This window comes from Paenibacillus oceani (assembly GCF_014705615.1).
Lineage (GTDB): Bacteria > Bacillota > Bacilli > Paenibacillales > NBRC-103111 > Paenibacillus_AB > Paenibacillus_AB oceani.
This window is the reverse complement of the sequence record NZ_JACXJA010000019.1, coordinates 127,242-139,856: the sequence shown is the minus strand read 5'-3', so window position 1 is coordinate 139,856 and position 12,615 is coordinate 127,242. Positions and strand designations below refer to the sequence as shown.

Annotated in this window: 11 protein-coding genes; 4 read left to right on the top strand and 7 right to left on the bottom strand. The window is 54.5% G+C overall.

Going from position 1 to position 12,615, the window contains the following annotated elements; translation table 11 throughout:
* Positions 1 to 337 precede the first annotated feature (337 nt).
* Positions 338 to 1,144 (top strand): metallophosphoesterase family protein, encoded by an 807-nt coding sequence (locus IDH45_RS15460; RefSeq protein WP_190929020.1) that lies wholly within the window; start codon positions 338 to 340, stop codon positions 1,142 to 1,144.
* Positions 1,145 to 1,292: 148 nt separating this feature from the next.
* The gene (locus IDH45_RS15455) at positions 1,293 to 3,128 is read left to right on the top strand and encodes an FAD-dependent oxidoreductase (RefSeq protein ID WP_190929019.1); all 1,836 of its coding nucleotides are present in this window, start codon (positions 1,293 to 1,295) and stop codon (positions 3,126 to 3,128) included.
* A 147-nt stretch (positions 3,129 to 3,275) separates the two neighbouring features.
* Here IDH45_RS15455 and IDH45_RS15450 read toward each other — a convergent pair whose 3' ends face one another.
* Both IDH45_RS15450 and IDH45_RS15445 read right to left on the bottom strand, forming a co-directional pair.
* Positions 3,276 to 3,824 carry a hypothetical protein gene (locus IDH45_RS15450; protein WP_190929018.1) on the bottom strand — a complete coding sequence of 183 codons (549 nt, stop codon included), beginning with the start codon at positions 3,822 to 3,824 and terminating at the stop codon, positions 3,276 to 3,278.
* 191 nt (positions 3,825 to 4,015) lie between these two features.
* Positions 4,016 to 4,990 carry a carbon-nitrogen hydrolase family protein gene (locus tag IDH45_RS15445; protein ID WP_190929017.1) on the bottom strand — a complete coding sequence of 325 codons (975 nt, stop codon included), beginning with the start codon at positions 4,988 to 4,990 and terminating at the stop codon, positions 4,016 to 4,018.
* A gap of 262 nt (positions 4,991 to 5,252) precedes the next feature.
* On the opposite strand from IDH45_RS15445, the gene pdxR reads away from it, so the two are divergent.
* On the top strand, positions 5,253 to 6,689 hold the full coding sequence (gene pdxR / locus IDH45_RS15440) for a MocR-like pyridoxine biosynthesis transcription factor PdxR (protein ID WP_190929016.1): 1,437 nt from the start codon (positions 5,253 to 5,255) through the stop codon (positions 6,687 to 6,689).
* A 326-nt stretch (positions 6,690 to 7,015) separates the two neighbouring features.
* Here pdxR and cyoD read toward each other — a convergent pair whose 3' ends face one another.
* From cyoD to cyoA, 4 genes are all read right to left on the bottom strand, one after another.
* Positions 7,016 to 7,348: a cytochrome o ubiquinol oxidase subunit IV gene (gene cyoD / locus IDH45_RS15435; RefSeq protein ID WP_190929015.1), complete on the bottom strand. Its 333-nt coding sequence runs from the start codon at positions 7,346 to 7,348 to the stop codon at positions 7,016 to 7,018.
* A gap of 1 nt (position 7,349) precedes the next feature.
* Positions 7,350 to 7,973 carry a cytochrome o ubiquinol oxidase subunit III gene (gene cyoC, locus IDH45_RS15430; RefSeq protein ID WP_190929014.1) on the bottom strand — a complete coding sequence of 208 codons (624 nt, stop codon included), beginning with the start codon at positions 7,971 to 7,973 and terminating at the stop codon, positions 7,350 to 7,352.
* Positions 7,966 to 9,963: a cbb3-type cytochrome c oxidase subunit I gene (locus IDH45_RS15425; RefSeq protein ID WP_190929013.1), complete on the bottom strand. Its 1,998-nt coding sequence runs from the start codon at positions 9,961 to 9,963 to the stop codon at positions 7,966 to 7,968. The genes cyoC and IDH45_RS15425 overlap by 8 nt, the downstream gene beginning before the upstream one ends.
* A gap of 66 nt (positions 9,964 to 10,029) precedes the next feature.
* Complete coding sequence (cyoA, locus tag IDH45_RS15420; protein WP_397327070.1) at positions 10,030 to 10,956, bottom strand: ubiquinol oxidase subunit II; 927 nt, start codon at positions 10,954 to 10,956, stop codon at positions 10,030 to 10,032.
* A gap of 305 nt (positions 10,957 to 11,261) precedes the next feature.
* Between cyoA and IDH45_RS15415 the strand changes: the two genes are divergently transcribed.
* Positions 11,262 to 11,588, top strand: a complete 327-nt coding sequence (locus IDH45_RS15415) for a YnfA family protein (protein WP_190929012.1) — start codon at positions 11,262 to 11,264, stop codon at positions 11,586 to 11,588.
* Positions 11,589 to 11,837: 249 nt separating this feature from the next.
* Here IDH45_RS15415 and IDH45_RS15410 read toward each other — a convergent pair whose 3' ends face one another.
* Positions 11,838 to 12,614 (bottom strand): DUF3891 family protein, encoded by a 777-nt coding sequence (locus IDH45_RS15410; protein ID WP_190929011.1) that lies wholly within the window; start codon positions 12,612 to 12,614, stop codon positions 11,838 to 11,840.
* Position 12,615: the final 1 nt, after the last annotated feature.

Here is a 12,615-nt window from a genome sequence, read left to right as displayed (position 1 = left end):
AACTCCCGGCGAGAGTGGTCCGGGCGTACGTGGTCTGGACGCACATGGTCCGGGCACACGACGCTGCAATCCGGGTTCTCTTGTTTTATGTTTTTGTTACACAAATGAAATATTTCTGTCACGTTCTCATCATGTAGACGGGTTATAATAAGTAGCAAGACCCCCTTTTTAATATAAACCTTTTGGTAAGGCCCCTGTCCCGTTGACAAGGGGTCCTTTTTTTGCGATTCGGCCATTGCTCGCAAGATCTGATTTGGATGATATAATTAATTTCTGAAAATAGGCTTTATCCCAAAATAAGAGTCTCCCCTACCCTACATAAGAAATGAGTGAAACCATGAGATTAGCCGTCTTATCCGACGTCCATGGCAATGCGGTTGCTTTTCAGGCGGTTATCGACGATATGAAACGGATGGCCCCGGATACAGTCGTATTTCTCGGCGATATCGTCATGCGCGGTCCCCAACCTTCCGAATGCGTGGAACTGCTGCGTTCCCTTGAACCGCTTGCAACCGTACGCGGCAATTACGATCATATGTTTACCCGGTATCCCAAAAGCCCGGACTGGAAACCCGAGACCTTTAAAGAAAATATGCAGTACCGCGCCTTTCAATACGACCGTGCCCGGTTAACGGCCGAGCAACAGCACTGGATCGCCAATTGGCCGATGGGACAAGCTCTGAGCTTCGGCGGCATTCAGACGGAGCTGTATCACGCTTCTGCGTCCTCTTTCGTTCAGATCACCTACCCATGGGCGACCTTGGAGCAATTGGACAGTCTGCATCAATACGAAGAGACGAAGCTCGTATTGACCGCCCATACACATCATGCCTTCGTAAGACAGGCGATGGGGCGCACGGTCGTAAACGGCGGCAGCGTCGGAATCCCGTTCGACCGCGACAACAGAGCAAGCTACGCCGTAATCGACCTGTCGGGAAACGATATTGCCGTTCAACTACGGAGGGTTTCGTATGACATCGACAGGGCCGTCTCCATCGCCAAAGAGCTCTCGATGCCCGATCTCGACTTGTTCGAATACGGTTTGCGCCATGCCTTATACCCTTACTATGAAGGCGCCGTTCCCGGCTCGTCTCCGAGCGACTCCCCGGGCGTGCCGCAGCCTGCGATGCCGACAGCTCCCTGACCGGTCCCTTCGTCCGGCAAGCGTTGGCTGGAAGCTTTCCCCGCAGCATATCCGCCATTTTGCGGACCCGTTGCCGGGGAAGGCTTTTTTTCGTACAATAAGGCTGTAAACCAGCAATCGTCGCTAACGTCGGCAAGGAGTGCATGGAGTGAAAAAAACGATTTGGATTGGAACGCTGGTTGTGCTGGTGGCGGCACTCTCCTATCTGGGATACCGGTACAAGACGGGCGGCAAAGCAGATCTCGTCATTATCGGAACCGAGCTGGAAGGCATGTATATGGCCAAGCGGGCTCATGAGCTTGGGCTGCGCGTCACGATCCTGGAACCGACCGCAGGAGTCGGAGGACAATTGCTCCAAGGGGAAATGTTATACTTGGACGAAACGTTTGACGATAAAGGCAATTCGATCGTGCAAGGCTCGATCAAGCAGCTGTTTCAAGATTATTACGCCGGGAATATCCGGAAAAAGGCCGACTTCGAGACGTACTTCAACGGGCTGATCCGCGGAATTCCGCTTACCAAGGACGCCATGTTGCGCGAAGTCCGCACCGAGAACGGAACAGTGAAGGCGCTTAAGTACGTTACGTCCGGCGGCCGCGAGAAGACGGTAGAGGCTGATTATTTCGTCGATAATACGGACAACGGAGCGCTCGTCGACCTGCTCGGCACGCAGCGGCTGCCGGGGCTGGAAGCTTTGTACCAGAGCCCTCAGAAGGAATATATGAGCGCCACGTACATGATGAAGTTCAAGGGCGTCGACTGGGAGAAGTTTTACAGCCAGTTTTGGAAAATGAACAAGGCGGAGCGGATGACGATGTACGGACCGGAGACGTACGTAGACGCCAATATCGCCTACGGCTTCCCGCCGATCGTAGCCCGATACGAACCGAAAAATCCGGACAAGGTGAACTTGCGCGGATTGAATATCCTCAACCAAAAAGACGGAGATATTATCATTAACGCGCTTCAAGTATACGATGTCGACCCCAGCGATCCGCAAACGGTCAAGCGGGCGATGGACTATGCTAAGGAAGAGATGCCGCGTATCCGCGACCATCTGAAGCAGTATATCACCGGCTTTCAAAATATCGAGCTGAACGGCGAGCCCGGTTATTTGTATATTCGCGAATACAACCATTATCCGACTGAATATACACTTGAGGCTTCCGATCTGCTGAGCGGCGAGATGTACTGGGACAATGTCAGCGTCGGAGGTTATTTCATCGATATCCAAGGGTCGCGTTCCAACCGGGAAGGATTCGCGATCGGACGGCCGGACAAGTATGGCATCCCGCTTCGCAGCTATTTGCTGAAGGAGGCGGACAACGTCATCCTGACCGGCAAGCTGGTCGGAGCGACTCCCGTCGCTTACGGAAGCGCCCGGATTCAGCCGAACGGCGCGCTGGCTGCGGAAAGCATCGGCATCCTGCTCGCCCGGCTTGAAGGGACGGACATCGGCCTGAAGGCAGTAACGCAGAACCTCATGGCCTCGTTCCAGCAGGAGATGAAGGACACCTACGGGATCGAGCTCCAGCCCGGCCGCGGCAACAGCAAAATTACCGGGTTGTCCGAATCGGACATCGCCGAGCTGAACAAAGGCCATATTACGCTGCTAGGCAATAACCAGGCCCGTACGCTGCCGTTCATCACCGTTTATTTCAACAACAACGAGATTAAATTTACCGCCCACAAGCCCGTCATCGTTGACGGCAAGACATGGACGCCCGTCGAAGAACTGATGCACGCCTTCGGCGCCCGGCAGATCCGGATCGATCTCGACAAAAACGAGATTCAATACAAGCTGGCAACCGACCCGGAACGGCTGAGGACGATCGCCGCGCCGATTCATATTTTGAACAACCGCATTCTCGTCAACTTGCGGGAGATCAGCGATCTGTTCGGCTACAAGACGTATTGGGACAATCTGAACCGGATCATTACGATCTACAGCGACGAATTGGCTCCTCTGGCGCCTCCAGCCTAACGCGCGTTTCATGATAAAAAATCTACCGGAAGCCTCTCGGTCCCCGAGCCGGCTTCTTTCTTTTTTTGTCGTATGTTATTTCCCTCCGGCTATCGTATATTCGCGCCCATTCGGTCCCGCCCCGTAAGAAGCTTCGTTCGTTTTGCCTTATTCGTACTTGTATACAACCTCTCCGCCAGCCGAATAACCGATCATCTCCACACCCGGCACGGTACCGTAATACTCATCCAGGACCAGATACCAGATCCGGTAGCCAAGCCCTGTGTCCAGCAGCTCGGCATCGGCATCCGTCCCCCAGCCTTGTCTCTGCTTGATATGCAGCTTGGCGATATTGTCCTGATTGACGATTCCCCAGTACATATGGTAGCCGCTGCCCGCTTGATTCATTTTGTCCAGATTGGTCCATCTGTAAGTGACCGGAGCCTCTGTCAGTCGCTGTACGTCCGAACCGTTCATCCAGGTCCAGCTGCCGTTCTTTTTACGCACCAAACCTGCTCCGACCTGAACATCCTTAACGGGTTCCTTCTTCCGGTAAAAGATCAGCACGGCGTCCTGAAGTTCAATTTGTTTTAATATTCCTTTGCTTTGAATCCCCGCTCCGGCCATAGCTTCCTCCGGCGACGGAAACCCCGGATCGCCTGTGCAGCCCGACAGTACGACGGCCGCCAATACGATGCAAATGATCATACGTTTCATAACGTCCTCCCTTTTGATACAAAGGCCGATAGGAGCGATCTTCATCAACTTAGGTCTGGTATATATTCCCACTAAAATTATATCCATTATAATCGATTCGGACATATAAATCCTCACCACTTTTCAGCCTGCTTCCTCCCTGCATGCAGCCGGCAAAAAGCCCCCTGCTCCAGAGCAAGGGGCCGAACCGGTTACGAGTCGCTGCACGAAGGGGACTTTTCCTCCTGACGGACGATACGCTGTTTTTTCGTGTTCACGGTTAATTGAAAGACGTCGGGGCGGCTGTAATGGCCGACGACATCGAAGTCATACCGGCTCTGCGTAACCAGGGAAAGATCAAGCGTTGCATACAATAGGCCTTCCTCGTTGTATAAAGGCTCCACGATATAGTCCCCGAGCGGGCCGACGATCGCACTGCCGCCTCTGCTCAACACGTCGGGGGCGTCCCGGATGTCGTCATAGCAGGCCAGATCGGCGGGATATGAAGCTTTGGTCGCATATTGATTGCTGGAAACGACGAAGCACCGGCCTTCGCACGCGATGTGGCGCAAGGTCGCTTGCCACGTATCCCGGGCGTCCGCCGTCGGGGTGATATAAATATCGATGCCTTGGGCGTACAACGCCGTCCGGGCGAGCGGCATATAATTTTCCCAGCAGATCAGCCCTCCGATCCGGCCGTAAGGGGTGTCGATCACCGTCAGCGTACTGCCGTCCCCCTGTCCCCATAACAGACGCTCGGAGCCTGTCGGCACCAGCTTGCGGTGTTTGCCCTGAACGTTGCCGTCCGGCCCGATGTAGAGGATCGAGTTGTACAACGTTCCTCCGCTATACTCCCGATCCCGCTCCACGACGCCGATTATCAGATAAACGCCCAGCTCTTCGGCCAGTTCGCCGAGAAGATCCGTCTCCTCCCCCGGCACTTCGATCGCGCTGCTCCAGTACCGCTGCCAGTCCTGCCTGCCGCTCGCCTCCCGGCTGCCGACCCGCGTCCCGAAATATAATCCTCTCGGATACCCCGACAGAAATACTTCGGGAAATACGATGAGATTCGCTCCTTGCGCCGCCGCTTCCTTCGATCTGCTTACGATTTGGTCCATGGCGGATTTCTTGTCAAAAAGGACAGGAGCGGCTTGGACTACAGCAACACGGGCGGTACGTTCCTTCATTCGATCATCCCCTTGAGCTCCGGATAGGCTTCCGGTTTCGTTTTAAATTCCTATCTATTTACTATGATATATGACAGAGCCTAAAAACGAACCATCCAAACCGGCGGGAATCGTACCATCCGCTTCATCCGAAACAGACCCTCCATGTTCAACAGATTGATAGAGATTTTGTCAGGTTTATTATAAAAAAACGGGGCGCAAATGGTATGATAAAAATCACCATATAGTTTCATTCTAATCATAAGCCCAGGAGGTGCAGAGCATGTGGACACCGGATCGTTCGAACGGCCAGCCGATCTACCAGCAAATTGCCGACGATCTCGAACGGAGAATCTCTTACGGGGAATTCCCGCCTGGCAGCCTTCTTCCTTCGGAACGGAAATTGGCGGAGCAATTGGGAGTGAACCGCAGCACCGTCATATTGGCCTATGCCGAGCTCCGGTCGCTTGGCATTATCGAGAGCCGGTCTGGAAGCGGAACGAGAGTAAGCAAATATAAATGGGGAGCGACTCCCAAACATACGCCGAACTGGAGCCGGTATGCCGTAGGCGGGAGCTTTTTGCCCAATGTGCCTTTTCTGCGCCGGATCCGGGAAGCGCTCGGACATAACCCGTCCCTGATCGACTTCGCCAGCGGCGAGCTTGAAGGGGACTTGTCGCCTGTAGAGGAGATCAATTCGCTGTTGAGCGGAAATCACTTTAATTCTTACCTGGGTTACGACAACCCGCATGGCTATACCCCGCTGAGGCAATCGTTAGTATCGTATCTGCACAAATACAGACAGATCCAGACGACGGAATCTTCGATCCTCGTCACGTCGGGCTCCCAGCAGTCCTTGTACCTGATCACCCAGTGCCTGCTGTCTCCCGGCGATGCCGTTGCGATCGAAGACCCTTCCTACTGTTATTCGCTCCCGATGTTCCAGTCGGCCGGCCTCCGGTTGTTCCGGCTGCCTGTCGATTCCAAAGGAATCAAGCCGGAGGACATTCGCGCGCTGTACAAAAAACACCGGATCAAAATGGTGTTTCTTAACCCGAATTTTCAAAACCCGACCGGCGCGGTTCTCGACCCCGAACGCCGTGCGCGGCTGCTGGATCTCGTAAGCGAGCTAGGCCTTCCGATCGTCGAAGATGATCCGTTCAGCCTGACCGCCTACGAGGAGACGCCTCCCCCGCCGATCAAGTCGATCGATACCCTTGGCTCTGTGCTGTATATCGGATCGTTCTCGAAAATGGCGGCGTCCGGCTTGCGCGTCGGCTGGCTGGTCGCGCCTCATTCCGTTGTCGAGCGGCTGGCCGACGCCAGACAGCAGATGGATTTCGGGCTCAGCGTCGTCCCGCAGAAGCTCGCTTCGCAGTTTTTAAACTCGGACTATTTTGCGCCTCATCTGGAGCGGCTGCGTTTGCGGCTTTTGTATAAGCGGGATTTGCTGATCGAAGCGATTCGCGCGGAACTGGGAGATCTGGTGAAGTTTACGGTTCCGCAGGGAGGCTTGCATCTATGGTGCAAAGTGAAGCCGGAGGTCAATGACGGCAAGCTGCTGGAGGAAGCGATACGCCGGGGCGTCATCTTCGTGCCGGGCAGCGTCTACGGCTCGGATTCCGGTTATGTGCGGTTTACGTATGCGAGAGCGGGAGAACAGCAAATAAGACCGGGGATTATGAAGTTTGCCGCAGCGCTTCGGGCGGTTCTCGGATAAGGACTGGGCTGCGGCCCGTTTCGCCCGCTTGACAGACCTGGTATGACAAATAGGAGTCTTTTGCACCCTCTATTTTTGGCCTTTTGGCCAATCTAAGACGGATAGGGGCGGTTAACACCTCTTATTTCAGCCAACTGATGGGGGGTGCACCCATTTCGCGGAGTTTAGCGGCTTCAGATCGCTCTTATTCCGTGTCCAAGCCGGTTTTCGGACAAAATAGAGGGTACAAACCGCTCTTATCCGTCTTATCCACTCTTAATCGGTTCCTCCCTCCAAGCGATCGAAAAAGGTTAGCGCCGGTTTCCCGACGCTAACCTTTTAACTTTTTACACGGCGACCGTATTATACATCATAATCCACATCGACCCGGCCACGATCACGAGCAGAATGACCAGACCGAGAAGCAGCGTGATCAGATTGTAACGCGGCTTCCTCTCTTCCCCCAAATGCATAAAAAACAACAGCTGCACGATAAATTGCAGAATCGCGGCCGCCATCAGCGCGAGCGCGTTTGCCGTCCCGTCCAGCCAGCCGTTCAGCACGATGGCAATCGGAATAACGGTCAAGAGGAGCGAGAACAGGAAGCCGAGCGTGTACGACCGGAACGTACCGTGCGTTTCCGTATGATCCGCATGTGCGGCCTGATTCGTCTGCGCCATCTTAGCTCACCCCCATTAAATACACGACCGTAAATACGAAGATCCAGATGACATCCAGAAAGTGCCAAAATAAGCTGATGATATTCACTTTGCGCTTCGTCACCGGCGTAATGCCGCGCCTCGAGATTTGGAGCATAACACCGGCCATCCAGACGATTCCGATCGTTACGTGAATGCCGTGCGTCCCGACCAGCGTATAAAAAGCCGATAAGAAGGCGCTCGTCCCCATCGTCGCGCCTTCACACACCATATGAGCGAATTCGCCGATCTCGAGCCCCAGAAACGCGATGCCGAGCAAAGCCGTGACGCCGAGCCAGCCGAGCAGCGCCCGCTTGTTTCCTTTGTTCATCGCGAGCAGCGCCAGACCGCACGTATAGCTGCTGGTCAGCAGGATGAACGTGCTGACGATGACGTCTCCAATCCGGAATAAATCGGCGGGACCCGGACCGCCGTTCGTATTGCCCTGTAGGACGATATACGTGGCGAAAAACGTTCCGAACAAGATGACGTCCGTCATCAGGTAAATCCAAAATCCGAACGTGCGCATTCCTTCCAGATCCGGATGCTGCTCGTGAACCTTCTCCGGCAATCCGGCAGATTGGAAGGTATCCAACCCTTTAGCCATCTGCTTGTCCCCTCCTTGCGCTAGCTTCCGTGCGCTCGATTTCATCGACCTGGATATAATAATCGGTATTGTAGTTAAACGAATGAGCGATCATACACAGCGCAACGCCGGCCAAACCTGCAACGACAAACCAGGTCCAGTCGAATACGAACCCGAATCCGGCGACGAACCAGCAGAGCGACATTACAAAGGGGGTCCCCGAGTTGCGCGGCATATGGATCGGCTCCTGCTTCGGCGAATCGTGCGAATCGCTCCGGACCGTTTCTCCCCGTTCGCGGCGTTGCTTCCGCTCCCACCAGTCGTCCTGCTCGGACACTTGCGGGAGCACGGCGAAATTATAATGGGGTGCCGGCGACGGGATCGACCATTCCAACGTCCGTCCGTTCCACGGATCTCCCGTCGTATCCAGATTTGCTTTGTACCTTTTGGCGCTATGCATAATCTGCCACACCTGAAACAGGAAAGCGATCCCCATCAAGCCTGCGCCGATCGTGGAGACAAGGTTCATCTCCCACCAGCCCTTGTCCCATCCGTAGGAGGCGACCCGGCGCGTCATGCCCATCAGCCCGACGACATATTGCGGCATAAAGCATAGGTAGAAGCCGATATTCCAAAACCAGAACGCCCATTTGCCGATTCGCTCGTTCAGCTTAAAGCCGAACATCTTCGGCCACCAGTAATACAAGCCGGCAAAATAGCCGAATACGACTCCGCCGATAATGACCTGATGGAAGTGAGCGATCAGGAAATAGCTGTTGTGGAACTGAAAATCCGCCGGCACTACCGATAAGAGCACGCCCGTCATCCCGCCGATTACGAAGCAGGGAATGAAGCCGACGGTCCAAAGCATCGGCGTTTGGAACGTAATTTTGCCGCGGAACATCGTGAACAGCCAGTTGAACACTTTGACGCCCGTCGGAATCGCAATCAGCATCGTAGTTAGAGCGAAGAAGGCGTTAACGTCCGCTCCCGAACCCATCGTGAAGAAGTGATGCGCCCATACGAGAAACGACAAGACGCTGATGATCATCATCGCATACACCATCGATTTGTAGCCGAACAGCTTTTTTTTCGAAAACGTGGCTACGATTTCCGAGAAAATCCCGAAAGCCGGCAGGACGATAATATACACTTCCGGATGTCCCCACATCCAGATGAGATTGATATACATCATCGGATTGCCGCCGCCGTCCAGCGTGAAGAAGTGCGCCCCGGCATACCGGTCGAGGAACAGCAGCGCCAGCGTCCCTGTCAAGATCGGGAAAGAAAAAATGATCGCGATACAGCTCGACAATACCGACCAGGAGAACATCGGCATCTTCATCAGCTTCATGCCGGGAGCGCGCATTTTCAGGATCGTCACGATAAAGTTGATCCCGGTGATCAGGCTGCCGATCCCGGAAATCTGGATGCCCCAAATATAGAAGTCTTGCCCGACGCCCGGATTAAACATCTTCTCCGAATAAGGCGGATAGGCAAGCCAGCCCGCATCCGGCGGCCCGCCGATGACGAAGGACAGATTAAACAGCATCGCCCCCCAGAAAAAAAGCCAGAAGCTCAGCGCGTTCAGAAATGGATAGGCGACGTCTCTCGCCCCGATCTGCAGCGGCACGATGACGTTAAACAATCCGAACATAAACGGCATGGCCATAAACAAAATCATAATGACGCCATGCGTCGTAAAGATCTGGTTGTAATGCTCCGGCGTCAGGAAGCTCATCTCCGGAGCGGCCAGCTGCGCCCGCATCAGGAGCGCATCCACCCCTCCGCGGAACAGCATCAGGAATGCGGACAAAATGTACATAATGCCGATTTTTTTATGATCGACCGTTGTGAGCCATTCGCGCCACAGCCAGCCCCATTTTTTGAAATACGTTAAGACGAATACGATGGCTGCTACCGTTAGTACGATGCTGACATCCGCACCGTATATTAACGGATCCCCGGTAACGAAGAAATCCGCGGTAAAGCCTTTCACTTTCTCCCACATATTCAGCTCTCACTCCTTACGATAGACTCCGCACGAGTGTTGTCGTTCCCCGTGACCGAGTCTTTTCTAATGATGATGGCCTTTCGATCGATTCCCTTCCGCCGGCTGCTGCTCTTTCGCGGACAAGCCGTGATGGTGCGACGAGGCGTACTTGGTGACCGTCATCTCGAACAATCCTTCCGGAAATGAAGAAAACGTCTTGGCCTCCGATGCGGCCGGCTTCACGAGCTGCTCATAGCCGTCCATCGTAAGGGCGGGCGAGGCTGCCTTCACGTGGCGCACCCATTCGTCAAACTCCTCCTGTGTGGTCGCTTCTACGTCAAAAACCATTTTGGCAAAATCCTTGCCGGTGAAATTGGCGCCCGATCCCCAGTAGGTCCCCCGCTCGTCGGCTTGCAGGTGGAGCTTCATCGCCATCCCGGACATTGCATACATTTGTCCGCCAAGCTGCGGAATCCAGAAGGAATTCATCGGGGAGTCGGCCGTAATCTCGAAGCGGATCGGCACGTCCTCGGGAATTTTCAACTCATTGATCGTCGCGATGCCCTGCTCCGGATATTGGAACAGCCATTTCCAGTCGAGCGAGGTCACTTGGACGACCAGCGTTTCCCGATCCGACGCCAGCGGCTTGGACGGCTCCAGGGCATACGTAGCCTTCGCTGTCACAATTCCCAGCGTTAGAATGATCGCGATCGGAATGCTCCACCACGTGACCTCAAGCTTGGTGCTGTGCTCCCAGTTCGGCGTATATTTCGCCGCTCGTCCCTTCTTGTCGCGGTACCGCCAAATAATAACCGCCGTCATGATCAGAACGGGAACGATCACGATGCTGCACAAGATCGTCGAGAAAACCATCAGATCCCGCTGCTGAGCGGCTATCGGTCCTTTCGGATCGAGCACGATGATGTTTTCGGTGCAGCCGGTGGCCGCGAGCAACAGCAGCGCGAACATCATGAAGGCGCCGGCGCTACGAATCGCTTTGGGTAGTTTCAATGTTTTCAACTCCTGTCGACTTGGAATCCTATCTCACTTTAGCCCGAGATTGTGATTCCCGTCACCAGCCGCTGAAGGCGTCCCCGTACAGGCCATGTTCAACGAATCGAAACAAATGATCCAAAACAGGGGATGATCCAAAAGCCGGCAAACGAGCCCGACAGCCCATCGATCATCCGTGCACACCCGTTGCAGCAACGGAGACCGATGCTTCGCTTGCCCTGTCCCCTCATTTCTTCTATACTTTTTTGAAAATAAGTTCGGCTCATTCAAGGAGATTCCATAACGGAAGAGGGGACACAATCGTGTTGACTGCAATATTGATTTTCGTGATCGCGGGGCTTGCCGAGATTGGCGGGGGTTATTTGGTTTGGCTTTGGCTGCGGGAGTCCAAGTCGTACTGGTATGGCGTGGCCGGAAGCCTGATCCTTATCCTGTACGGCATCATTCCGACGCTGCAAAGCTTTCCGTCGTTCGGGAGGGTATACGCGGCATATGGCGGTGTGTTTGTCGTTCTCGCTGTCTTGTGGGGATGGTTTGTCGATAAAAAAACGCCCGATATGTACGACTGGATCGGGACTGCGGTTTGTGTCGCCGGGGTATCCATCATGCTGTGGGCGCCTAGAGGCTGACTTCGAACTGCAGCCGATCTCTGGTAGCGCCAAAAACACCCTTTTCCCGCATCGGAATTCCGCGAAGGCCCCATATGCACCGGAAAAGGGTGATCTTGTTCGGTTTTATATTCTCGTGCGCGTCGGCCCGCCCGCTTCAAGGCGATGTTTTCCAGCACCCGCCATTCCCGTTCTTTTTGCACCGTCCATTTTCACAGATCCGCAACGATTGGCGGGAGGGAGCGGTCCAGACAGGCTTCAATTTCTTTTTTATCCGTTCCTCCCCGCAAATACAATCTCCCGGACGACCGACTCCGAATGAGCGTACGCTTCCGCGATCCCGACCTGTTCGATGTGACGTCTATCGATGGTTCTCTGGATGATTTCGGTGCGGAACGTGTGCTCGAACGGATTGGGAGTCAGCTCAATTTCCGTATCGCTCATCCACCCGGCCGTCAGACGGGTGTCCCCCTTGGGACTAAACCGCTCGGAATCGCTAAAGCCCGCTTTATACCACGGATGTTCCTTTTCTTTGGCCGCCCCCGGCTCGTTCATGCATACGTACAAGGAGATGCGGTCGCATAATTGAAGCAGTTGGAGCTGCTTCAAGAGCTCCTCCCGATTCGTTAGTCCAAGCCCGGCACTAATCCGCCGCTGCCTTTCGAGTTCGTGCCGCGTGAAGTCGATACAAGCCTCTACCACGCTGTCCTGGAATACGCTGAAGGAACAATAGTGCATGCTGCACAGCAGAGCGGCATACGGATTCATGCTCTCTACCTGGTCCAGTCCGAACGTATAGTGAGTGAGCTTCGGCAGCAGCGGATAATCCGTAAAGGAAAACGGAAGCGAGAAGCGATCGTTCCATACGGGCGTCTCATCCAGCCGCACCCAGCCGATATCGTGCTGATACACGGCAACCAGCGCATCCTCGAGATAAGGGTCGCCTTCCAAAAAAGGGCTGAATGCTCTGGCGATGTCCCCCGACAACCGGGCATGATCGTGCTGCGTGGTCAATACGAGCTGGTGTTCTGTGCAACGTACGATCATC